Annotated in this window: 20 protein-coding genes and 1 riboswitch; of the genes, 7 read left to right on the top strand and 13 right to left on the bottom strand. The window is 74.8% G+C overall.

Annotation, left to right across the window (positions count from 1 at the left end; genetic code table 11):
• The first annotated feature begins 52 nt into the window (after positions 1-52).
• Both PGB27_RS17135 and PGB27_RS17130 read left to right on the top strand, forming a co-directional pair.
• On the top strand, positions 53-1057 hold the full coding sequence (locus PGB27_RS17135) for a zinc-binding alcohol dehydrogenase family protein (protein WP_274201828.1): 1005 nt from the start codon (positions 53-55) through the stop codon (positions 1055-1057).
• A 148-nt stretch (positions 1058-1205) separates the two neighbouring features.
• Positions 1206-1988 (top strand): enoyl-CoA hydratase-related protein, encoded by a 783-nt coding sequence (locus PGB27_RS17130; RefSeq protein WP_274201595.1) that lies wholly within the window; start codon positions 1206-1208, stop codon positions 1986-1988.
• A 95-nt stretch (positions 1989-2083) separates the two neighbouring features.
• Here PGB27_RS17130 and PGB27_RS17125 read toward each other — a convergent pair whose 3' ends face one another.
• Together PGB27_RS17125 and PGB27_RS17120 are read right to left on the bottom strand one after the other, a co-directional pair.
• A complete protein-coding gene (locus PGB27_RS17125) occupies positions 2084-2329 on the bottom strand; it encodes a hypothetical protein (RefSeq protein ID WP_274201594.1) in 246 nt (81 codons plus the stop codon).
• Between the two features lie 34 nt (positions 2330-2363).
• On the bottom strand, positions 2364-3131 hold the full coding sequence (locus PGB27_RS17120; RefSeq protein WP_274201593.1) for an alpha/beta fold hydrolase: 768 nt from the start codon (positions 3129-3131) through the stop codon (positions 2364-2366).
• Between the two features lie 100 nt (positions 3132-3231).
• On the opposite strand from PGB27_RS17120, the gene PGB27_RS17115 reads away from it, so the two are divergent.
• Complete coding sequence (locus PGB27_RS17115; RefSeq protein WP_274201592.1) at positions 3232-4197, top strand: quinone oxidoreductase family protein; 966 nt, start codon at positions 3232-3234, stop codon at positions 4195-4197.
• Positions 4198-4239: 42 nt separating this feature from the next.
• On the opposite strand, the gene PGB27_RS17110 is transcribed toward PGB27_RS17115, so the two are convergent.
• Positions 4240-5082, bottom strand: coding sequence for an alpha/beta fold hydrolase (locus tag PGB27_RS17110; protein ID WP_274201591.1), 843 nt, complete (start codon positions 5080-5082; stop codon positions 4240-4242).
• Between the two features lie 13 nt (positions 5083-5095).
• On the bottom strand, positions 5096-7063 hold the full coding sequence (locus PGB27_RS17105; RefSeq protein WP_274201590.1) for an FAD/NAD(P)-binding protein: 1968 nt from the start codon (positions 7061-7063) through the stop codon (positions 5096-5098).
• A 373-nt stretch (positions 7064-7436) separates the two neighbouring features.
• Between PGB27_RS17105 and PGB27_RS17100 the strand changes: the two genes are divergently transcribed.
• Complete coding sequence (locus PGB27_RS17100) at positions 7437-8549, top strand: helix-turn-helix transcriptional regulator (RefSeq protein WP_274201589.1); 1113 nt, start codon at positions 7437-7439, stop codon at positions 8547-8549.
• A 12-nt stretch (positions 8550-8561) separates the two neighbouring features.
• Here the strand turns inward: PGB27_RS17100 and PGB27_RS17095 are convergent, their stop codons facing one another.
• A complete protein-coding gene (locus PGB27_RS17095; protein WP_274201588.1) occupies positions 8562-10472 on the bottom strand; it encodes a DEAD/DEAH box helicase in 1911 nt (636 codons plus the stop codon).
• Between the two features lie 155 nt (positions 10473-10627).
• Positions 10628-12541: a translation elongation factor 4 gene (lepA, locus tag PGB27_RS17090; protein WP_274201587.1), complete on the bottom strand. Its 1914-nt coding sequence runs from the start codon at positions 12539-12541 to the stop codon at positions 10628-10630.
• Positions 12542-12712: 171 nt separating this feature from the next.
• Between lepA and rpsT the strand changes: the two genes are divergently transcribed.
• Positions 12713-13006, top strand: coding sequence for a 30S ribosomal protein S20 (rpsT, locus tag PGB27_RS17085; RefSeq protein ID WP_274201586.1), 294 nt, complete (start codon positions 12713-12715; stop codon positions 13004-13006).
• Between the two features lie 135 nt (positions 13007-13141).
• Here the strand turns inward: rpsT and holA are convergent, their stop codons facing one another.
• The gene (gene holA / locus PGB27_RS17080; RefSeq protein ID WP_274201585.1) at positions 13142-14179 is read right to left on the bottom strand and encodes a DNA polymerase III subunit delta; all 1038 of its coding nucleotides are present in this window, start codon (positions 14177-14179) and stop codon (positions 13142-13144) included.
• Between the two features lie 172 nt (positions 14180-14351).
• Positions 14352-14463: riboswitch (SAM riboswitch) on the top strand.
• Positions 14464-14475: 12 nt separating this feature from the next.
• Between holA and thrC the strand changes: the two genes are divergently transcribed.
• Positions 14476-15738: a threonine synthase gene (gene thrC / locus PGB27_RS17075; RefSeq protein ID WP_274201584.1), complete on the top strand. Its 1263-nt coding sequence runs from the start codon at positions 14476-14478 to the stop codon at positions 15736-15738.
• A gap of 75 nt (positions 15739-15813) precedes the next feature.
• On the opposite strand, the gene PGB27_RS17070 is transcribed toward thrC, so the two are convergent.
• From PGB27_RS17070 to rsfS, 6 genes are all read right to left on the bottom strand, one after another.
• The gene (locus tag PGB27_RS17070) at positions 15814-18156 is read right to left on the bottom strand and encodes a ComEC/Rec2 family competence protein (protein ID WP_274201827.1); all 2343 of its coding nucleotides are present in this window, start codon (positions 18154-18156) and stop codon (positions 15814-15816) included.
• A 113-nt stretch (positions 18157-18269) separates the two neighbouring features.
• Positions 18270-19415 (bottom strand): ComEA family DNA-binding protein, encoded by a 1146-nt coding sequence (locus PGB27_RS17065; protein ID WP_274201583.1) that lies wholly within the window; start codon positions 19413-19415, stop codon positions 18270-18272.
• Positions 19416-19551: 136 nt separating this feature from the next.
• Complete coding sequence (locus tag PGB27_RS17060; protein WP_274201582.1) at positions 19552-19983, bottom strand: SRPBCC family protein; 432 nt, start codon at positions 19981-19983, stop codon at positions 19552-19554.
• A gap of 53 nt (positions 19984-20036) precedes the next feature.
• Complete coding sequence (octT, locus tag PGB27_RS17055) at positions 20037-20759, bottom strand: diglucosylglycerate octanoyltransferase (protein ID WP_274201581.1); 723 nt, start codon at positions 20757-20759, stop codon at positions 20037-20039.
• Entirely contained in the window at positions 20756-21370 is a 615-nt protein-coding gene (locus PGB27_RS17050; protein WP_274201580.1) for a histidine phosphatase family protein, read from the bottom strand. Before PGB27_RS17050 ends, octT begins: the two co-directional genes overlap by 4 nt.
• Entirely contained in the window at positions 21367-21765 is a 399-nt protein-coding gene (rsfS, locus tag PGB27_RS17045) for a ribosome silencing factor (RefSeq protein ID WP_274201579.1), read from the bottom strand. The genes PGB27_RS17050 and rsfS overlap by 4 nt, the downstream gene beginning before the upstream one ends.
• 110 nt (positions 21766-21875) lie before the next feature.
• On the opposite strand from rsfS, the gene PGB27_RS17040 reads away from it, so the two are divergent.
• Positions 21876-23033, top strand: coding sequence for an FIST signal transduction protein (locus PGB27_RS17040; protein WP_274201578.1), 1158 nt, complete (start codon positions 21876-21878; stop codon positions 23031-23033).
• The last annotated feature ends 45 nt before the right edge of the window (positions 23034-23078 follow it).

Raw genomic sequence — 23078 nt, 5'->3', positions numbered from 1 at the left:
CCGTGCTTCCCGTGATCCTCGCCCGGGCGGCAGGATCGTCGCCGTGGCGAGGATGCGCGCGGTGGTGCTCAGCGGGCCGGGCGACCTGACCGCCCTGCAGATCAAGGACCTCATCGTCCCGGAGCCCGAGCCGGGCCAGGTGCTCATCGCGGTCAAGGCGTTCGGCATCAACCGCTCCGAGCTGCACACCCGCCTCGGGCTCGCCGAGGGCGTGACGTTCCCGCGCGTGCCCGGCATCGAGGCGGCGGGCGTGGTGGCGGTCTGCCCCGGCGGCGAGTTCGTGCCCGGGCAGCAGGTCGTGACGATGATGGGCGGGATGGGCCGCACGTTCGACGGCGGCTATGCCGAGTACACCTGCGTGCCGGCGTCGCAGGTCATCGCGTTCTACAGCGACCTGCCCTGGCCCACCATCGGCGCGGTGCCCGAGATGCTGCAGACCGCGCACGGCGCCCTGACCGACGGCCTCGACGTGCGGCCCGGCCAGTCGCTGCTGGTGCGCGGCGGGACGTCGTCGGTGGGGATGGCGGCCGCGGTGCTCGCGAAGGCCCGCGGCCTGACCGTGCTCGCGACGACCCGTTCGGAGTCCAAGGCGGAGCGGCTGCGCGCGCTCGGTGTCGACCACGTGCTCGTCGACGACGGCGAGGTCGCCGCGCAGGTGCACGAGGTGCTCGGCGACGGCGTCGACACCGCGCTCGAGCTCGTCGGCACCCCGACGCTGCCCGACACCCTGCGCGCGACGCGTCGGCACGGCGTCGTGTGCTTCGCCGGAATGCTGTCGAACCGGTGGACCGTGCCGGACTTCTACCCCATCGACTACCTGCCGCGCGGGGTCCGGCTGACCGCCTACGGCGGCGAGGCGACCGACCTCCCCGCGTCCGTGCTGCAGGGCTTCCTCGACGACGTCGCCGCCGGGCGCGCGACCGTCCCGCTCGGGCAGGTGTTCCCGATCGAACGCATCCGGGACGCCCACTCGATCATGGAGGGCGACCGGGCCACCGGGAAGATCGTCGTGCTCCCCCGGCCCCTGCGGTGGCGGCCGGTGGGGTCCGGGCGGTGACAGGAACTCGTCGACCGGCACGCAGCGGCCGACCTCCCGGGCCCCGTGGGCGGCCGGGTCGCGCAGGGCGCGGGTACGCACGTCGCACCCCGGTGCGCTCGCGCGTCACCCGCGGGCGGGCGATCCGGTCCGTGTCACAGTGACCGGCATGGCTGAGGATCACGACGAACTGGTGCACCTCGACGTCGCGGGCGGCACGGCGACGATCACCCTCGACTCGCCGCGCAACCGCAACGCCCTGTCCGCCCAGCTGCGCCGGGAGCTCACCGCGCACCTCGACACGGCCATCGACGACGAGGCCGTGCGCGTCATCGTCCTCACCCACACCGGCCCGGTGTTCTGCTCGGGCATGGACCTGCGCGAGTCCCGCGGCGCCGGCTCGTCCGACCAGGGCGTCAACGAGTTCCCCGCGATCCTCACCGCGCTCTGGTACTCCGACACGCCCGTCGTCGCCCGGCTGGCCGGTCCGGCCCGCGCCGGCGGGGTCGGCCTGGTCTCCGCGTGCGACATCGCCGTCGCCGCCCGGGAGGCCACCTTTGCCTTCAGCGAGGTGCGCATCGGCGTCGTCCCCGCCGTCATCTCGGCGACCGTGCTCCCCCGCCTGCTCCCCCGCGCCGCGCACGAGCTGATGCTCACCGGCGAGACCTTCGACGCCGACCGCGCCGCCGCCATCGGCCTGATCAACAGCGCCGTGGACGCCGACGGCCTCGACACCGAGGTGGCCCGGTACACCGACATGCTCGCCCGCGGCGGGCCCCGCGCCCTCGCGGCGACGAAGGCGATGCTGCGCCGCGACCGTGGCGAGCACCTCGCCCAGGACCTCGAGGCGATGCTCGCCCTGTCCTCGGAGTTCTTCGCCTCCGAGGAGGGTCAGGAGGGCATGGCCGCGTTCGCCGAGAAGCGCGCGCCGTCCTGGGTCCCGCAGGAGTAGCGCCCGTCAGACGAGGTTGACGACGATCACGAGCACGAGCAGGGCGATCAGGGTCAGCGAGACCCAGATCCGGGCGGTGCGCCGGTCCACGGGGCTCAGGGCTCCCCGGTGGAGACGTCCGCCCGGGTCTCCGCCTGCTGGTCTGCCCGCCGTTCCGCCCGGCGCTCGGCGGCCTCCAGGCGCGCCGCCACGGAGCGCTCGACGACGGTGTCGATGACCGCGGCCGCGCCCCAGCACACCGGCCCGACCACGGCCACGACGAGGACGACCTGGACGGCGAAGTCGAGCTGGGTCAGCCACAGCTCGACGCCGTCCCACCAGGTCGCGACGGCTCGCAGCACGCCGTCGACGGTACGCGGGCGTGTCCGACGCCGGTCAGCGGGCCAGGAAGTCCTCGAGGATCGGGGCGACGATCCCGACCCGGCCGACCACCTCGGTGTGCTTCGTCCGCGGGAGGACGGCCAGCGCGGCGTCCGGGATCGCGTCGGCCATGGCGACGGCGTGGTCGACGCGCACGAAGTCGTGGTCGCCGATCATCACCAGCGTGCGGGCCGTGACGCCGGCGAGCTGCGCGGGCGTCCAGTTCTCCTCCGCGGTGACGATCGGGTCGAGCTTCGTGACCACCTGCTCGAAGGTGGACAGCCCGTACCGCTCGTACTCCGCGACCATGGCGCCGAAGTCCTCCTCGGTCGGCATGCGGGTGGACGTCGCGTAGGTCGACGGGTCGTGGATCTCGGCGTGGTAGCCGTCCTTGCGGGTGTGCACGGCCGCGAGCACCAGCCGGTCGACGCGGTCGGGGTGGCGCACCGCGGTCTCCAGCGCGACGAGCCCGCCCCAGCTGGCGCCGAGGACGTCGGCACGCGCGAGGCCCAGGTGGTCGAGGACACCGACGACGTCGTCGGCCATCCGCGCCAGCGTGATCTCGCGGTCGTCGGGGTCGGGGGTGCGCCCGTGGCCCTGGAGCTCGATCGGGACGACCCGGTGGTGCGGGGTCAGCAGCGGGATGAGGGCGCCGAAGCTGAGGTCGAGGGTCTGCGCGCCGCCGTGGAGCAGGACGAGCGGGTCGCCCGCGCCGTGGTCCTCGTAGTAGACGTCGAGGCCGGGCAGCGGGGCGCGGGCGCCGGTGGCGGTGGGGCTGGTCATGGGGGGCTCCTCGGTGCGGGGTGTCGTCACCGGTGTCAACTCCGCGCGGCGCCCGAACTCATCGGGCGTGCCGCGAGCCGTCCCGGATAGGTTGCGGGACATGTTCGCGGTCTACGCCTCCGAGCCCAACGCCGACGACCCGCTCGCCTCCCTCGTGGTGGGCGAGCGACCCGATCCCGAGGTCCCCGAGGGCTGGGTGCGGGTCAAGGTCGAGGCGGCGAGCCTCAACATGCACGACCTGTGGACGCTGCGCGGCGTCGGGATCAAGGAGGACCAGTTCCCCATGATCCTGGGCTGCGACGGCGCCGGGACCCTCGACGACGGCACCCCGGTCGTCCTGCACTCGCTCATGGGCGATCCGGACTGGAAGGACGACGAGACCCTCGACCCGTCCCGCAAGATGCTCACCGAGTGGGCGCAGGGCAGCTTCGCCGACTACGTCGTCGTCCCGAAGCGCAACGCGCTGCCCCGCCCGGAGGGCATGACGGCCACGGCCGGCGCGGTCATGGGGACGGCATGGCTCACCGCCTACCGGATGCTGTTCACCAAGTCGGGCCTGCGCGGCGGGCAGACGATGCTCGTGCAGGGCGCGTCGGGCGGGGTGTCGACGGCGCTGATCCAGCTCGGGCGCGCGGCCGGGATGCAGGTCTGGGTCACCGGGCGCACCGACGAGAAGCGCGAGCTCGCCCTGCGCCTCGGCGCGCACCAGGTGTTCGAGTCGAACGGGAAGCTGCCGGGCAAGGTGCAGGCGGTGTTCGAGACCGTCGGCGAGGCGACCTGGAAGCACTCGGTGCGCGCGCTCGTGCCCGGCGGCACGATCGTCTGCTCGGGCGCGACGTCGGGCAACCAGCCGCCCGCCGAGCTCGCGCAGATGTTCTTCCTGCAGAAGAACCTCGTCGGCTCGACGATGGGCACGCTGTCCGAGCTGCGCGACCTGCTCGACTTCGTCGCCGCCACGGGCATCGCGCCGGAGATCGGCCAGGAGCTGCCGATGACCGAGGCCGAGGACGGCTTCCGGTCGATGCTCGACGGCGTCACGGCCGGCAAGATCGTCTTCACCCGTTAGCCCTCTGTGAGCGAACTTTGGAGCTATAGCTCCAAAGTTCGCTCACGAGGCCAGGAAGCGCAGCAGGGCGTCGGTGACCGCGTCGGGGTGGCGGGCGGGGAGCCAGTGGTCACCGCCGGGCACGGGGACGTAGGTGAACGGGCCGTCGAGGTAGCGCGCCGACCCGGTCATCTGCGCCTCGCCCAGCGCGACGTCCGCCTCGCCGTGCATCCCCAGCACCGGGATCGTCAGCCGCGGCAGGCCGAGCGGGGACTCGTCGACGAAGGTGCGCGGGTCGATGTTGGCGCGGTACCAGTTCAGGCCCGCGACGAGCGCGCCCGGCCGGGCGAGGTCGGCGATCTGCGTGCGCACGAGGTCGTCGTCGGCGTCGCGGTGCAGCCAGCGGCGCAGGAGCGCCCAGTCGTCGACGGGCAGGACCTCCTCGGCCACGCCCGGGAACCGGAACCACAGCATGTACCAGGACAGGGCCCGCTGCTCGAGGCCCGCGGCGCGGAACGCCTCGGGGTGCCCGACGGCCAGGGCCGCGTAGCGCGTGACGCGGTCGCTGCGCAGGGCGAGCGCCCAGCCGACGACCGACCCGAAGTCGTGCCCGACCACCGCGGCCCGCTCGACGCCGCGCTCGTCGAGCAGCGCGAGCACGTCGGCCACCGAGCGGTGGATGCGGTAGGCGTCGACGTCGTCGGGGCGGTCGCTGTCGCCGAAGCCGCGCAGGTCCGGGGCGATCACCCGGTAGCCGGCGGCGACGAGCGCCTCGGCCTGCGCGCGCCACAGCGACGCGCGGTCGGGGAAGCCGTGCAGGAGCACGACGGCCGGGCCGCTCCCGGCGTCGAGCACCGAGAGCACGATGTCGGGCAGCGCGATGCGGACCGGTGCGGGGAGCTCCACGCTCCCCATCAGATCAGGCCGAGCGTCGACTCGTGAGTTCCGCGGCCAGGACGTCGAGCGCCGCGCGCGCCAGGGCGTCGTTGGCGCGGAAGCTCAGCGCGTTGGTGTTCGGGCGGGTGAACGCCCCGGGCAGCCGCACGTTGGTGTGCGGTCCGATCGCGAACCGGCAGGGGTCGGGACGGCCCTGCGCGTCGACGAGGCGGAAGTCCGAGGAACGCACCCGTACCAGGCCCGTGTTGTGCAGGGTCACCGACGCCCCGGAGTGCGCGACGGCGGCGTCGGCGGCGTGCACGGCCTGTCCCCCGTCGTCGGTGTGCTCCTCGCGCAGCGTCTCCTCGTCGAGCAGGCCCTCGGCGTGCAGGCCGGCGAGCATCGGGTCGTCGCTGCGGCTCACGCTCGGCGACGACAGGCGCGCCTCGACGAACGTCTGCGCGGTGACGGCGACGCCGTCGAGCGAGGCGCTGGTGGCCCGGAAGACGCCGTCGACCGGCTCGACGCGCAGGCCCGCCCCGAGGAACACGACGTAGCCGGCGCGGGAGAGCGCGAGCAGCTGGCGCAGGCGCGGCCCGGGCGGGCCGCTGGCGAGCGAGCTGAAGAAGTTCTGCCACCAGGCGAGGTCCTGGGCGCGCGAGCGCGGCGTGAGCGCCGTCGTCCCCGCGAGCTCCGCGACCTGCGCGAACACGCTCAGCAGCCCGACGAACGCCCCGAGCTCGGCGGTGTAGCGGTCGTCGACGTGGCGCTCGAGGTCGTCGAGGACGTAGCTGCGCAGACGCTCCTGCAGCCTCGCGAGGTCGGACTCGCAGACGTCGGCGAGCGGCCGGTCCATCCGCTCGAAGTCGAGCCGGTCGGCGGGGTCGGGGACGAACCCGGCGACGAGCTCCCACATCGCGGGCGTGTACCAGTCGAGCTCCGCGAAGCGCAGCGCGAAGTCGTCCCAGACGCCGCGCACGCGGTCGGGGTGGCCGGCGAACAGCTCGTGGTAGTAGGCCCAGCCGACCTCCTTGGCCATGAGCGGCCACACGTCGCGGCGCAGGTCGACGTCGCCGCGCCGGACGAAGGCGGCGATCTCGTCGGGGCCGAGGAAGCGCGGCAGCGGGGGCCGCGGTCCGCGCAGGGCGTACTCGGTCTTCGCGTGGTACGGCACGCCACGGCCGGAGCCGACGTGCACGACGGGCTCGCGGCCGGAGGGCTCGTAGTCGAGCGCGCCGTCACCGCGGTCGCGGAACCGGCCGCCGCGCCCCTCGAACAGCAGCACCACGAGGTCGATGAACGCCAGGCCCATCCCGCGGGCGATCACGGTGTCGCCGGCGGGGATGCGGTCGAGGTCGGAGTCGGTGGTCTGCTCCGGCGGGAAGTAGCGCAGCCCGTGCGCGTCGGCGTGCGCGGCGAGCGCCGCCTCGTCCTCGGTGGGCGCCGCGTCGAGGTGGCCGGAGGCGAGCACGAGCACGTCGGCGGGCAGCTCGCCACCGCCCTCGAGGAACACCGTGTCCGGGGTGCCGCGCCGCAGCCCGACCGCGCGCGTGCCGTGCCGGTGCACGCGGACCTGCGGCGGCAGGGTCGCGAGGACACGGCGCAGCACGAAGTCCAGGTAGTGGCTCTGGAGGCGCCGGGTGGCGAACGTCGCCGGTCCGAGGGCCCGCAGCTCGTCGCCGACGGGGCCGTCGGGGACCGTCTCGCCGTCCAGCTCGCCGTCGCGGACCGCCACGGCCCACTCGTAGAGCGACGGGCCGGGCACGATGGGCCCGTCACAGCGCACGCTGTCGTCGGTGAACATCGTGACGTCGGCGGCCATGGAGTTCATCCACAGCAGCGCCGACTGGTCCTCGCGCCAGATGCGCCCTGCGCCCTGGGGGTAGGGGTCGACGAGGTGGACGTCGAGCACCTCACCCGGAGGCAGGAACTCCGGCGCGCTCGCGGCCAGGCGTTCCAGGACACCCGTCCCGCGGGGTCCACCCCCGACGATCACGACCGACCGTGGCACCAGTCCGCTCCTCCGCGCCGTCCCCGGGTGAGTGCCCCTGCTCCTGCAGGGTCAACCACCCGGGCGCGCGAGCGCATCCCGACGAGACATCCCGATGGGACACGGCCGCATCTCGGGAGGTCCTCATCGGTGCTCGAGCCGGTACGAGCAGGCACCGGCGATGAGCACCACGGGGACTGCCGGCCGCCAGGACGGAGCCGTGAGGCGCGACGTGCTCAGGGGCGGATGAGGAGCCGCGATGAAGCGGAGCACGTCGGCCGGCCCACCCCCCGATGGGCCGGCCGACGACGCTGATCACGCTAGGTCCACGCGGATCTCCTGCGTACCCCAGAAAGCTGGGATGGACGGCGCTCGCGCCTTACACTCCGTGGTCGTGGTCGCCCGCGATGCCGCAGAGTCGGCGGTACGGACCTTCCGCCGCTCCGTCCGCGCCACCATGCCCGCGGTCGAGGTCCTTCGGGCGGCCGCAGGCGCCCTGGGCCACCGGGTGCCCGCGGACTTCTCGTGCGCCGTCCTGCTCGACCCGGCCACACTGCTCGACACGGGCGGCGTCCACGACTCCTCGTTCCCCGACGAGGTGCTGCCGCGGATGTTCGAGATCGAGCACGTCGACCACGAGGGCGCGGACAACCTCCGCGCCCTCGTCGCTCGGCGGGCGACGGTCAGCGTCCTGAGCGAGTCGGCGCGCGACGAGCTGCCCGCCGACACCTACTACCGGGACATCCTCCGACCGCTCGGGATGTCCGATGAGATGCGGGTCGTCCTCCGCCACGGCCCGTACGTGTGGGGCCTGTTGGTGTGGTGTCGCAGCGGCAGCGCGGGCTTCTCCGCCGGCGACGTGGCCGTGGCACGCGGCTTGGCCGCACCGGTGGCCGATGCCGTCCGGGCGTCCCTGGCACTCGAGGGCGCCGACTTCGGAGATCTACCCGATGCCCCGGGCCTCACGGTGGTGGACGGCGACCACACGATCATCTCGAGCAGCCCGACAGCCGAGCGGTGGCTGAACGAGTTGCAGGAGTCAGGAGTCCGAGGCACGCGCACGCCGAACACCCTGCGCGCTCTCGTGTCGCACTCGATGGCCAACCCCGAGAGGCCCGCGCGCTCGTGCGCGTTCACCCGCACCGGGCGCTGGGCCGCGCTCCACGCCTGGCCTCTCGACGGTGGTCGGACCGCGGTGTCGGTGGGCCCCGCGGGCCTGAACGACCTGATCGCGGTGGTTCTCGACGTCTACGGTCTGACGGTCCGGGAGCGTGAGGTGACCGAGCAGGTGCTGCGGGGACGCAGCACCAAGCAGATCGCGGCATCGCTGCACATGTCGGCCTACACGGTCCAGGACCACTTGCGCGCTGTGTTCGAGAAGGCGGGCGTGGGGAGCCGCCGCGAACTGATGTCGACGATCTTCACGCGCCACTACCAGCCGCGACTCGGCGCGGCCGTCGATGACGGGCTCGTCACCGACGGCCGACGACGCGCCGACCGCTCCTGATCGTCGCGCGCCCTACCGACGCTTGGGGCCGCGGGATCCGCGCGAGGACGCCGCCTCGTCGCCCGACGCGCGGCGCAGGCCCATCGGGCGGCCGGCGACGCGGGCGCGCTGCAGGCGCTTGACCACGGGTCCGGGCACGTCGGCGGGCAGCTCGACCAGCGTGTGGTCGGTGCGGATGTCGATGTGCCCGATGTGCGCCGAGTCGAGGCCGGCCTCGTTGGCGATGGCCCCGACGATGGCGCCCGGCCGCACGCGCTGGTTGTGGCCGACGTCGATGCGGTAGGTGTCGGTGCCCGACCCGACCGACCAGGACGGCGCCTTGCCGCGACCCTGGCCGCGCTCGGGCTTGGGGCCCTTGCGGTCGGGGCGCTCGCCGCGCGGCGGCGGGGCGGGCAGGTCCTCGACCAGCAGCGGCTTGTCGCCCTGGACCATCTTGGCCAGCGACGCCGCCAGCTCCATCGGGTCGACCCCGGTCTCGGCGACGTAGTCGCCGACGATCCCGCGGAAGACGTCCATCGCGTCGCCGCCGGCGACGGTGCCGTCGAGGGTGCCGGTGATGCGGTCGGCGAAGCGGCGCTTGCGCACCTCGTTGACCTCGTCGGTGCCCGGCACCGACATCTCCTCGGCCTTCTGCTTGGTGACGCCCTCGATCATCCGCATCGTGCGGATCTGGCCGCGGGTGACGAACGAGATCGCCTCGCCGCTGCGCCCGGCCCGGCCGGTGCGACCGATGCGGTGCACGTAGGACTCGGAGTCGGGCGGCAGGTCGTGGTTGACGACGAGCGAGATGCGGTCGACGTCGAGGCCGCGGGCGGCGACGTCGGTGGCCACCAGCACGTCGATCTTGCCGGCGCGCAGGTCGCCGATCGTCTTCTCGCGCTGCGGCTGCGACAGGTCGCCGGAGATCGCGACGGCCGCGAAGCCGCGGCGGTGCAGCGCCTCGGTGACGTCCGTGGTGTTCTGGCGGGTGCGCACGAACACCAGGCAGGCGTCGAAGTCCTCGACCTGCAGGATCCGCGACAGCGCGTCGGCCTTCTGCCGCTCGGGCAGCACGACGTAGCGCTGGCGGGTGTTCACCGCCGTCTGGGTCTTCGACTTGATCGAGACCTCGGCCGGCGCGTTGAGGTGCCGGCGCGAGACCTCGCGGATCGCCGCGGGCATCGTCGCCGAGAACAGGGCGACCTGACGGTCGTCGGGAAGCCGCTCGAAGAGCGCCTCGACCTCCTCGAGGAAGCCCATCTGCAGCATCTCGTCGGCCTCGTCGAGGACGAAGTGCGCGACCCGCGAGAGGTCGAGCGTGCCCTTCTCGAGGTGGTCGGCCACGCGGCCGGGGGTGCCGACGACGATCTGCCCGCCGCGGCGCAGCCCGTGCAGCTGCGGACCGTAGGGCGCGCCGCCGTAGAGCTGGACGACCTCGAGGCCCGGGACACCGGCGCCGAGGCGCTCGACGGCCTCGGCGACCTGGATCGCGAGCTCGCGGGTCGGCGTCAGCACGAGGGCCTGGACGCCCTTCTGCGCCGGGTCGATCGCCGAGAGGATCGGCAGCGCGAACGCGGCGGTCTTGCCGGTGCCGGTCTGTGCGAGGCCGAGGACGTCGCGGCCCGAGAGCAGCAGCGGGATCGTCTCGGCCTGGATCGGCGTCGGCGTGTCGAACCCGGACTGGACCAGGGTCGGCAGCAACCGCTCCGCGAGCCCGAGCGCGGCGAAGCCCGAGGCCGGCGTCTCGTCGGTCTCGTCGGTGTTCTCGACGGAGGTCTCGTCGGTGTTCTCGTCGGTGTTCTCGACGTCCTCGCCCGTGGGCCGGTCGTCGATGGCCGCGGCGTCGGCGGCGTCGTCGGAGGCGTCGGACGCCTCCGGGGTCGAGGGGGAGATCACGTCGACGAGCTCGACGTCGTGATCGGACAGGACAGCAGCGTTGGTCACGTAGATCTTTCGGGAGAGGGAGCTCGGACAACGAGAGCTGTCCGCGGACCCGCTCACACCGCGAGGTCCCACCCAGGCCGACAGCTCGGCGCTGACAACCAGTCTACGCGAGTGGACATTCCCGGCCGCTCACCGCGGGGTCGTCCAGGAGTGGACTACTTCTTCGACTTCGCCTTGTCCACCGCGTTCTGGTCGGTCGACAGCGCCGCGACGAAGGCCTCCTGCGGGACGTCGACCCGCCCGATGGTCTTCATCCGCTTCTTGCCCTCCTTCTGCTTCTCGAGCAGCTTGCGCTTGCGGGTGATGTCCCCGCCGTAGCACTTGGAGAGCACGTCCTTGCGGATGGCGCGGATGGTCTCGCGGGCGATGATCCGCGAGCCGATGGCGGCCTGGATCGGCACCTCGAACTGCTGGCGCGGGATGAGCTCGCGCAGCTTGCCGGCCATGTCGTTGCCGTAGGCGTAGGCCGCGTCCTTGTGCACGATCGCCGAGAACGCGTCGACGGGCTCGCCCTGCAGCAGGATGTCGACCTTGACCAGGTCGGCGGCCTGCTCGCCGGCGGGCTCGTAGTTCAGCGAAGCGTAGCCGCGGGTGCGCGACTTCAGCACGTCGAAGAAGTCGAAGATGATCTCGGCGAGCGGCATCGTGTAGCGCAGCTCGACGCGACTGTCGGACAGGTAGTCCATGCCCTCGAGCGACCCGCGCCGCGACTGGCAGAGCTCCATGATCGGCCCGACGAAGTCGGACGGGGCGAGCACCGAGACCTTGGTGATCGGCTCGTAGATCGTCGCGACCTTGCCCTCGGGCCACTCCGCGGGGTTGGTGACCTCCACCTCCCCGCCGTCGTCGAGCACGACGCGGTAGACGGTGTTGGGCGCCGTGGAGATGAGGTCGAGGCCGTACTCGCGCTCGAGCCGGTCGCGGGTGATCTCCAGGTGCAGCAGGCCGAGGAAGCCGCAGCGGAACCCGAAGCCCAGCGCCGCCGACGTCTCCGGCTCGTAGGACAGGGCGGCGTCGTTGAGCCGCAGGCGGTCCAGCGCGTCGCGCAGGATCGGGTAGTCCGACCCGTCGATGGGATAGAGGCCGGAGTACACCATCGGCTGCGGGTCGCGGTACCCGCCGAGGGGCTCGGTGGCGCCCTTGCGCTCCCAGGTGACGGTGTCGCCGACGCGCGACTGGCGGACGTCCTTGACGCCGGTCATGAGGTAGCCCACCTCGCCGACGCCGAGCCCCTGGCAGGGCTTCTGGTCCGGCGAGATGATCCCGACCTCGAGCAGCTCGTGGACCGCGCCGGTCGACATCATCCTGATGCGCTCGCGCGGGGTGATCCGGCCGTCGACGACGCGGATGTAGGTGACGACGCCGCGGTAGGTGTCGTAGACCGAGTCGAAGATCATGGCGCGCGCCGGGGCGTCGGCGTCGCCGACCGGGGCCGGGACGCGGCGCACGACCTCGTCGAGCACCGCCTCGACGCCGTCACCGGTCTTGGCGCTGATGCGCAGGACCTCGTCGGGCTCGCAGCCGATGAGGTGCGCGATCTCCTCGGCGTAGCGCTCGGGCTCGGCGGCCGGCAGGTCGATCTTGTTGAGCACCGGGATGATCTCGAGGTCGTGCTCCATGGCCAGGTAGAGGTTGGCCAGGGTCTGCGCCTCGATGCCCTGCGCGGCGTCGACCAGCAGGATCGCGCCCTCGCACGCGGCCAGCGAGCGGCTGACCTCGTAGGTGAAGTCGACGTGGCCCGGGGTGTCGATGAGGTGCAGGACGTGGTCGCGCATCTCGCCGTCGGGGCCCGCGGCGTACCAGGGCAGGCGCACGTTCTGCGCCTTGATCGTGATGCCGCGCTCGCGCTCGATGTCCATGCGGTCGAGGTACTGCGCGCGGTAGGCGCGCTCGCCGAGGACGCCCGTGAGCTGCAGCATCCGGTCGGCCAGCGTCGACTTGCCGTGGTCGATGTGGGCGATGATGCAGAAGTTGCGGATCTGCGCGGGCGGCGTGAACGTCTCGTCCGCGAAGCCCTTCGTGCCCGGCCGTCCGGGGGTATCGGCGGACTGCTGGGTGGTCTGGCTCAACGGGTTCCTCGCGCTCTCGACTCGGCCGGCTCCCCCCCATCGTCCCACGAGGCCCGGTGACCTTCTGCGATGTGCGGGGTTGGTAACCTCGTCGTACTGCGTGAGGCGGTCGAGCGCCCCCGCGCGCTCCCGTGAGCCGTACAGCACCGACAGACGAGGTCCGAGAACTCCGTGGCGAACATCAAGCAGCAGGTCAAGCGCATCCGCAAGAACGAGGAGGCGCGCCGCAAGAACAAGGCCGTCAAGTCGCGCATCAAGACCGCGATCCGCCGCTACCGCGAGGCCGTCGAGGGTGGCGACCAGGAGCAGGCCACCACGCGTCAGCGCGAGGCCGCCCGTCTCCTCGACAAGGCCGTCAGCAAGGGCGTCATCCACAAGAACCAGGCGGCGAACAAGAAGTCGCGCATGGCCCACCGCGCCGAGCGCTTCACGGTCGACGCCAAGGCGGGCAAGACCCCGGCCTGACCGGCCCCTCCCGCTCGACACGGCCCGTCCCCGGTGCGCCGGGGGCGGGCCGTGTCGCGTGTGCGGGATGGTGTCAGCGAAGTGCCTTCGCTGACGTTGAACGTCCGTATCCGTCCTTCGATCTTGGACGGGTCCTCAGCGGCGGGCACTCCCCCGGGCCGCGACGACGAGCTCCACGGCGTGCTCGAGCGCGTAGGACGGGTCGGCCGCAGCACCCTTGACGTCGGCGTTGAGGTCGGCGACGACGCCCATCGCCCGCGCGAGCCCCTCGGCCGACCAGCCGCGACCGTTCTGCTGGCCCCGGCGCACCTTCCACGGCGGCATCTTCAGCGACGACGCGAGGCTGTACGGGTCGCCGCGCCCGACGGCGCCGACCCGCGCGGCGGTGCGCACGCCGTCGGCCAGGGCGTCGGCGACGACGACGTGCGGCACGCCGGTGTCCAGCGCCCAGCGCAGGGCCTCCAGCGCGCCGGTGCGGTCGCCGGTCATGGCCCGGTCGGCCACCGCGAAGCCCGTGACCTCGGCGCGCCCGCGGTGGAAGGCCCGCACGGCGTCGGCGTCCACGTGGCCGCCCGAGTCGGACGCGAGCTGGGACGCGGCGGCGGCGAGCTCGCGCAGGTCGGAGCCGACGGCGTCCATGAGCAGGCCGAGCGCCTCACCGGTGATCTTGCCGCCGGCCTGGCGGACCTCGGTGCGCACGAAGTCGGCCCGCTCGTCGTCGGACAGGGACGCCGCGGACGCCTCGGTGGCCCCGGCGCTGCGCAGGCCCTCGAGCAGCGCGTCACCCTTGCCGCCGCCCTTGCCCCCCTTCGCGGCGCCCTTGGCGGGGCGGCGCCCGGCGCTCTTCGGCGGGCCGCGGTGCACGACGACGAGCGTGACGCCGTCGCTCGGCGCCTTGGCGTAGTCGAGCAGCAGCGTCGTCACCTCGGCGCCCGCGTCATGGCCGTTCTCCACGACGACGACCCGCGACTCCGCGAACAGTGACGGGCTGACCAGCTCGCCCAGCCCGCCCGCCGTGAGCTCGCCGGCCGGGAGCCGGGTGACCTCGACGGCCGGGTCGGCGTCGCGTGCCGCCGCGATCGCCCGCGCCACCGCCCGCTCGACCAGCAGACCCTCGTCCCCGACGACCAGGTGCAGCGGACCCGGGGCGTCGGACGTGCTCGACGGGCTCACGCCCTCATGGTTCCACGCGCCCCCGACGGGCCCGGCGTCCGGCGACGGCACGGCCACGCGACGACGCGGCCGTGAGGAGCGTCTCGCCCCGGGTCGGGCGGTGGTCGGTCCGGTCGGCGTCCCGTAGTGTTCTCCGCCGGATGTCCCAGGGGGACGCCGCACAACCGCATACGGCTCATCCAGAGGGGTAGAGGGACCGGCCCGATGACACCCCGGCAACCGGCGCCAGCGTTCTGCGGGCGATCACGGTGCCAATTCCGACCCGTCCGCGGGGAAGATGAGGAGGACTTCCTGCCATGACGCTGACTGCCCAGCCGACGACCAGTACCGGCTACGACCTGGGCCCCGCCGCCGCCCTGTCCTGCCGGGCCTGCGGCCACCGCATGGACCTCGCCGCCGAGTTCGCGTGTCCGCAGTGCTTCGGGCCCCTCGAGATCGCCTACGACTTCGGCCGCGTCACCCGCGCCGACATCGAGCGCGGCCCCCGCAGCATCTGGCGCTACAAGTCGCTGCTCCCCGTGCCGAGCACCGTGGAGACGATCCCGAACACCGACCCCGGCTTCACCCGCCTGCTGAAGGCCGACCGCCTCGGCGCGGCGCTCGGGATCAAGAACCTGTGGGTCAAGGACGACACCGGCAACCCGACCCACTCCTTCAAGGACCGCGTCGTGGGCGTCGCCCTCGCCGCCGCCCGCGAGCTCGGCTTCTCCGTCCTGGCCTGCCCGTCGACGGGCAACCTCGCCAACGCCACCGCCGCCGCGGCCGCCCGCGCCGGCTGGGACTCGGTCGTGCTGATCCCCGCCTCCCTCGAGCGCGCGAAGATCCTCATGACCGCGGTGTACGACACCAACCTCCTGGCCTGCGAGGGCACCTACGACGACGTCAACCGCCTCGCCACCGAGCTCGCGTTCGAGCAGGAGGACTGGGCGTTCGTCAACGTCAACGTCCGGCCCTACTACGCCGAGGGCTCGAAGACCCTCGGCTACGAGGTCGCCGAGCAGCTCGGCTGGCGCGTGCCGGCCCAGACCGTCATCCCGATCGCGTCGGGCTCGCAGCTGACCAAGGTCGACAAGGCCTACGGCGAGCTGATCTCGCTCGGGCTGGTCGACGACACCGACTACAAGGTGTTCGGCGCCCAGGCCGCCGGGTGCTCGCCGGTGTCGACCGCCTTCCGCGAGGGCACCGACGTCGTCCGCCCGCAGAAGCCGGACACGATCGCCCGGTCGCTCGCGATCGGGAACCCCGCCGACGGCCCCTACGTCCTCGACGCCGTGCGCCGCTGCGGCGGCACGATCACCGACGTCACCGACGAGGAGGTCCGCGACGGCATCCGGCTGCTCGCCCGCACCGAGGGCGTGTTCGCCGAGACCGCCGGCGGCGTCACCGTGGCCAACGCCAGGAAGATGGTGGAGTCCGGCGACCTCGACCCCGACGCCGACACCGTCCTGCTCATCACCGGCGACGGCCTGAAGACCCTCGACGCGATCGAGCACCAGGTCGGCCCCAAGGCGACGATCCCGGCCACCTCGAAGGCCGTGCGCGAGGCGCTGGGGCTCTAGGTCGATCGCGGACCCGTGTCCTCGGGCCACGGGTCCGCGCCGGCGTCCGCACCACCACCCTCACCGCCGCCACCCTCACCGCCGCTTCGGGTCGGGGCGCGGATCGCCCCGGGCGACGACCGCGGGCGGTGCGCGGGGGCCGGGCATGGCGACGACCGCGAGGTCGCCCGACTCGTCGGTGCGGCGCACGAGCGCCCCGGTGCGGGCGAGCAGGCCCACCACCCCCGGGTTCGGGTGCCCGTAGGTGTTGCCGCGCCCCACGCTGACCAGCGCCAACGAGGCGCGCGCGGCCGTCAGGAAGGTCGGCAGCGAGGACCGCGAGCCGTGGTGGGGCACCTTGAGGATCTCGGCCTGCAGGTCCGACCCCGAGCCCAGCAGCGACGACTGCGACGACAGCTCCGCGTCGCCGGGCAGCAGCACCCGCCCGACCGGGGTGTGCGCGCGCAGGACGACCGAGGTGTCGTTGACCGCGGACCCGTCCTCCCCGTCGACGTACGCCGACGCGTGCACCGGCCCGAGGACCTCGAGCACCAGCCCCGGCCAGCGCATCACCGTGCCCCGCCCCACGCCGACCACCGGGGCCCCGGCGGCGCCCGCCCGGCGCACGACCTGCGCGAGCGTGTCCGCGGGCGCGCGGGCCGGACCCAGCCCGATCCCGCCGACCGCGCGGCCCGCGAGGGCGCCGGCGAGGCCCCCGACGTGGTCGGCGTGCAGGTGCGTGAGCACCACCAGCGCCAGCGACCGCACCCCCAGCCGCGCCAGGCACCCGTCGATCGCCCCGGCGTCCGGGCCGGCGTCGACGAGCACCGCCCGTCCCGGCTCGCCGGTCGCCAGCACGAGCGCGTCCCCCTGCCCGACGTCGCAGGCCACCAGCGACCAGTGCGCCGGCGGCCAGCCCGGCGGGACGACCCGCGTCGGCACGAGGACCAGCAGCGCGCCCACCAGCACCGCGGCCACCACCGCCCGCAGGCGCCGCCACCGCAGCGCCGCGGCGACCAGCACGACGACCCCGGCGAGCGCCAGGCCCCCGGTCACCCCGCCCGGCCACGCCAGCGTCGCACCCGGGACCGCCGCGCACCGGCGCGCGACCCACACCAGCCACGTGACCCCGGGCCCCGCGGCCCCCACGAGGGCGTGCGCGCCCGCCGTCCACGCCGGGGCGAGCGCCGCAGCCGCCACCCCGAGCACCGTCACCGGCGCGACGACCGGGGCCGCGAGCAGGTTCGCCACCACCGCGACGAGGCTGACCTCGCCGAACAGCCCGGCGATCACCGGCGCGGTGACGACGTGCGCGGCGACGGGCACCGCGAGCGCCTCGGCCACGCCCGGCGGCACCCGGCGCGCCCGCATCCGCGCGACGAACCCCGGCGCGAGCAGCACCAGCGCCCCGGTGGCCAGGACCGACAGCGCGAACCCCGGGTCGGTCGCGAGCCCCGGGTCGACGAGGAGCAGCACCACGATCGCCGCGCACAGCGCCGGCACCACCGATCGCCGGCGGCCCACCGCGAGCGCGAGCACCGTGACCCCGCCCATCACGGCCGCCCGCAGCACGCTCGGTGACGGCCGGGCGAGCACGACGAACCCGACCAGCGCCAGCCCCGCGAGCACCGCGGCGGTCCGGGGGCCGAGCCGCCCGAGGCGGGCGAGCAGCAGCACCGCGCCGCAGACGATCGCCACGTTCGTCCCGGACACGGCCGTCAGGTGGGCGAGGCCGGCGGTGCGGAAGTCGTCGTCGAGTCCCGGCGAGACCCCCGAGGTGTCGCCGACGACGAGGCCCGGCAGCAGGCCCGCCGGGTCCTCGGCGAGCACCGCGCGGGCCGCGTCACGCAGGCCACCGCGCAGATCGCCGGCCGCGCGCTGGAGGGCCGGCACCGGGCCGACGGCGCGCGGGGGCCCACGGACCTGCAGGACCGCGACGGTGAGGTCGGCACGGTCGGGCGGGGCGAGTCGCCCCCGGGCGGTCACGAGCTGGCCGGGCAGCAGGCCGCCCCACTCGTCGGCGGGGGCGATCAGCACGACGCGGCCCCCGGCGCGCCAGCCGGGTCCGGCGCCGACCTGGCCGCCCACCAGCTCGCCGCGCACCACGACCCGCCCCGGTCCGGGAACCGTCGAGCGGATCGGGCGCGGGTCGGTGGTGAGGACGAGGTCGAGGCGCGCGGACACACCGTTGCCGGTGGCCGGGCGCAGCGGATGGTCGGCGACGGCGAAGGCGCCCAGGCCGGCGACGAGCCCCACGGCCGCCGCGCACCCGCACGCGGCGACGACCACGGCCCGCACGCCTCCGGCACGGGATCGGCGCGCCGCGATCACCACGGCCACCACGGCCAGCGCCACCAGCACCAGCGCGACGCCCCAGCCGACGGTGAGCGCGGCGATCGCGACGCCCCACGACGCCAGCGCCGCGGGGACCAGCCGCAGGTCGGGCGGGGCCGGGAGCTCGGGAGCCCGGGTCGGCGACGGGCGCGGCGGGCCCGGCGGCGCGTCCGAGGCCGGGACCGGCCGTTCTCTGCGCCGCGACGGGCGCCGGCCGTTCACACCGTGACCAGGTCGCGGAGGTTGGCGAAGCGGGCGTCGCCGATCCCGCTGACCTCCTGCAGCTGCTCGATCGCCCCGAACCGGCCGTTCTGGGTGCGCCACTCGAGGATCCGCTGGGCGGTGACCGGGCCGACGCCGGGGAGCTGGTCGAGCTGCTCGAGGGTGGCGGTGTTGAGGTCGAGCCGGCCGCCCGGGGCACCACCCGGCGCGCCCCCGGCCGGTGCCGCCGCAGCCCCGGCAGCCCCGGCGGCCCCGGCAGCCCCGGCACCTCCCGCCGGCGGGGTGACCGGGGTGGGCACGCCCACCACGACCTGCTCGCCGTCGTTGATCCGCGCGGCGAGGTTGAGACCGGTCAGGTCCGCCTCGGGCGTGGCGCCCCCGGCCGCGTCGATGGCGTCGCCGACGCGGCTGCCCGGTGGGATCCGCACGAGCCCCGGGCGCTCCACCTTCCCGGACACCGACACCACGATCGGTCCCTCGGCCGGGAGCGGCGGGGCGCCCGCCGCCAGGGGCACGGACGAGGGCACGGACGAGGGCAGCGACGGGGCCGGCGGCGCGCCCGCGACCAGGGGCAGCGCGGGCACGGGCTCGGGCACCGGGCGGTCGGACCACACGCCGACCGCGGCCACCACCGCCGCGACGGCGGCCACCGCGGCGAGGGCCAGCGCGCCGGTGCGTCCCGGATCCCAGCGGGCGCCCACCCACGACGCCGGCATCCACCGTTCCGCCCACCGGCGGACGCGCTCGCCCCGCGCGGGTGGATCCCAGGCGCTGCCGCGGGAGGGCGGCGGGTCGTCCTCGTCGTCGTCCCACCACGGGTCCGCCCGCGGCGAGGCGCGGGACTCCTCGGGTGGCAGGTCCGGGGACGGTACGGAGTGCTGCTCCGCGTCGAGCGACCGGCGAGCACCGTCACCGGGCACCATCGCCACGCGCGGCAGGCGCAGCCGCGCGGCCGGCGTGCCCGGCGCCGCGCCGGGCCAGCCGACCCGCTCCCCCGCGGCACTCGTCGCGTCACCGGCGACCCGCTCGCCCGAGGCCCCGACCTCGACGTCCTCGCGCCCACCCCAGCGATCGCCACGCCCACCGAGCGCCCGCAGGCGTGCGCGGGTGCCGTCGGCGTCGGGCGGGGCGGAGCGGGCCATGCGCGGGACGCTAGGAAGCAGCGGCCCCGTGGCGACAGCACCGAGCACCGCCCTGGGGACAGCCGCCGGGGCTGGGGACGCCGGATCGCGCCGCCGACCGACGAGGACCGCCGGACGGCCGAGGACGAGGGCCCGCTCAGACCCCCGGCATCGTCAGCAACCGCTCGAGCCGGCGCATGTTCCCCCGCCCCGCCAGGCGCAGCACCGCGGCCATCACGGGCAGCAGGGGCCGCAGCGGCGGCGAGACCGCGAGCTCGATCGTCAGCGTCAGGCGGCACGCGCGACCGTCGGGGACGACGTCGCCGACCAGGTCCACCACGAGCCCGCGGAACCAACAGCGCGTGCGCCAGTGCCTCGGCCGCTCGAACGCCACGATCTCGGCCGTGCCGCGCCCGGACCCCAGCCAGGACCCCTCGTACCGCGTCCCGACCCCGATCGGCTCCCGCGTGAGCAGGTCGATCCGCCGGGCGGCAGGGTTCCACAGCGTCTCGGTGCGCAGGTCGGCGACCTCGTCGAACACCTTCTCCGCGTCGGCGTCGACGTCCACGCGGTGCACGACCGTCGTCATCGATGACCTCCCCCGCGTCGTCCCCCGGGACGAGCCTGGTCCCCGGACGGCGATCAGGCCAGGGCCCGGCGCACCTCGGCTCCCACCGCCTCGCCGACCAGGACGTGCGCGTCCCAGCCCCAGTGGATGCCGTCGGGGTTGCCGTGGCCGCCGAGGACATGGTCGGCGACCAGGGGCGCGGGGTCCACCAGCCGCACACCGGTCGAGGACGCCCAGGCGCGCATCGCCGCGACGTGCCGGTCCCGCCCGGCGTGCACCTCGCCGTAGAACGGCGACCGGTGCACCGCCGGCAGCATCCCGACCACCGGCAGCCCCGGGATCAGCGTCGTCACCGCCACCCGCAGCCGCTCCAGGTGCCGCACCGTCTCTCCCGCCGCCAGCGCCACCGGACCGGCGGACCCCAGCGCCCGCGCCGCCCGCGGCGTCACCCAGGCGTGGGCGTCCCGCACCACCCGGCGCACCCGCGGCGCGTGGATCGCCGGGATCAGCTCGCGCAGGGCCGTCGGCACCGGGGAGGGCAGGGTGTCCATGCCCCCGACGCCGAGGACCACGGCGTCGGCGTGCCGCAGCGATGCCCAGATGCGCGGGTCGCCGACCATCGCCCGCCACGCGTGCCGCGCGGTCCACCCCAGGCCCGCGTGCAGCTCCGCCCGCCCGCCCAGCGAGGACGCGGCCACGTGCGGCCACAGGCGGGGCTCGTCGGCGGGCTCGGCGCGGTCCGGTCCGTGGAAGGACAGCGAGTCGGCGATGACGACCAGGACCGGCCCGGAGCTCACGCCCCCAGGCCCCACGCCCGCAGGCGCCAGCGGTCGATGCGGTGCTCGAGGACCGCCCAGCCGCAGTTGGCGAGCGGCTGCAGCGTCGGCCACGTCTCGAGCGGCCAGCCCAGGGTCGAGGCCGTCAGCGCGATGATCGTGCCACCGTGGGCGACGACCATCGCCGTCTGCTCCTCGTCGCTGTCGGCCAGCTCGTCGGCCAGCTCGCCGAGGACGGGCCGGGCGCGCTCGGCGACGTCGACGCGGGACTCGCCGTTCGGGGGCGCCCAGGTCGGGTCGGTGCGCCAGGACTCGAGCCCGCCGGGCCAGCCCGCGGAGACCTCGCCCCCGGTCAGACCCTCCCAGTCACCCACCGACGTCTCGCGCAGCCGCGGCTCCGGACGCGCGACGAGCCCGGTCTCCTTCGCGACGGCCTCGGCGGTGCGCCACGCCCGGACCTGGTCGGACGCGACGAGCAGCGCCGGCTCGTACGTGGCGAGGACGGGCGCGGCGGCGAGGGCCTGGGCGCGCCCGAGGTCGTCGAGGTCCGGGTCGAGCCGCCCCTGCATGCGGCTCTCGGCGTTCCACGTCGTCCGGCCGTGCCGGGCGAGGACGAGCCGGTGGAGGGTCACTCGCCGGCAGCGGTCTGGTCGGCCGGCGGCCCGTACACCTCGGCGGGCAGCGGCACGGCGGGGCAGTCCTTCCACAGCCGCTCGAGGCCGTAGAACTCCCGCTCCTCGCTGTGCAGCACGTGGACGACGATGTCGGCGAAGTCCAGGAGCACCCACCGGGCCTCCTGGGTGCCCTCGCGGCGCACCGGCTTGGCGTCGAGGCCGCGCAGCTTCTCCTCGACGCTGTCGACGATCGCCTGCACCTGGCGCTCGTTGGGTGCCGACGCGATGACGAAGGCGTCGGTGAGCGGGAGGCGCTCGGACACGTCGATGGCGACGACGTCCTGGGCCAGCTTGTCGGCGGCGGCGAGCGCGGCGGTCTCGGCCAGACGGCGCGCGCGGTCGGTGACGGCCACGAAACCCTTCGGGGACGGCGGAACGGGCGACCCGATGGTACTCGACGCGCCGGACCGGTCACCTCGTCGCGCGGGCGCGCCGTCCCGGCCCGAGGTCGCATACTTGTCCGATGCCGGACTTCGGGGACGGACTGGCCCAGGGCGCCGACCTGGTGGCGGCCGCCGAGAACGCGGTCGCGCAGGCCACGGCACCGCTCGGCGGGCGGCGTCCCGACCTGCTCGCGGTCTTCGTCTGCCACCCCGACCCCGACGAGATGGCGCGCGCCGGCGAGCGGGCCATGCAGGTCGCGGGTGCGCGGGTGGCCATCGGCTGCAGCGCGGGCGGGGTGATCGGCGACGGGCGCGGGGTCGAGTCGCGCCCGGCCGTCGCGGTGTGGGCGGCCGCGCTGCCCGACGCGTCGCTGACCCCGTTCCGCCTGCACGCGACCCGCACCGAGACCGGCATCACCGTCGGCGGCATGCCCGCCCGCACCGACGCCGACGAGGTCGCGATCGTGCTCGCCGACCCCTACACCTTCCCGATCCAGGGCTTCGTCGAGCAGTCCGGCGAGGCGCTGCGCGGGCTGCCGCTGGTCGGCGGGCTCGCCTCCGGCCCGGGCGGCGCGGGGGCGACGCGGCTCTTCCTCGACGGCGTCGTCCACGAGCGCGGTGTCGTCGGCGTGACGATCGGCGGCGACGTCCGGGTCCGCACGCTGGTCAGCCAGGGGTGCCGGCCCGTCGGGCCGACGATGACGGTCACGGCCGCCGAGGGCCCGCACCTGCAGGGCCTCGCCGGACAGCCCGCCTACCGGAAGCTCGAGCAGATCGTCAGCGAGCTCGACGAGCGCGAGCAGCAGATGGTCGCGCAGGGCCTGCACCTCGGCGTCGCGATGGACGAGTACGCCGACGACCACCGCCAGGGCGACTTCCTCATCCGCGGCGTCGTCGGCGCCGACCCCGAGCAGGGCACGGTGACGATCGGCGACGTCGTCGAGGTGGGCCGCACCGTGCGGTTCCAGGTCCGCGACGCCGCGAGCGCCGACGCCGACCTCGACTGGCTCATGACGCGCTTCCGCGGCGAGGGCGGCACGGCCGGCGCGCTGCTGTTCTCGTGCAACGGGCGCGGGCGGGCCATGTTCCCCGACGCCGACCACGACGTCGCCGCCGTCCGGCGCGGCCTGTCGCCGGAGGGGGTCGCCGGGTTCTTCGCCGCCGGCGAGATCGGGCCCGTCGCGTCGCGCAACCACCTGCACGCGTTCACCGCCTCCGTGCTCGCGTTCGGCGGCTGACGAACCCCCGCGCACGGCCCGGTGCCGCCGGTCCCTACCGTGGTC

Source organism: Actinomycetospora lemnae, assembly GCF_028737315.1.
Lineage (GTDB): Bacteria > Actinomycetota > Actinomycetes > Mycobacteriales > Pseudonocardiaceae > Actinomycetospora > Actinomycetospora lemnae.
Note: the sequence above shows the minus strand (reverse complement) of the source record. Positions and strands in the feature narration are given on the sequence as shown.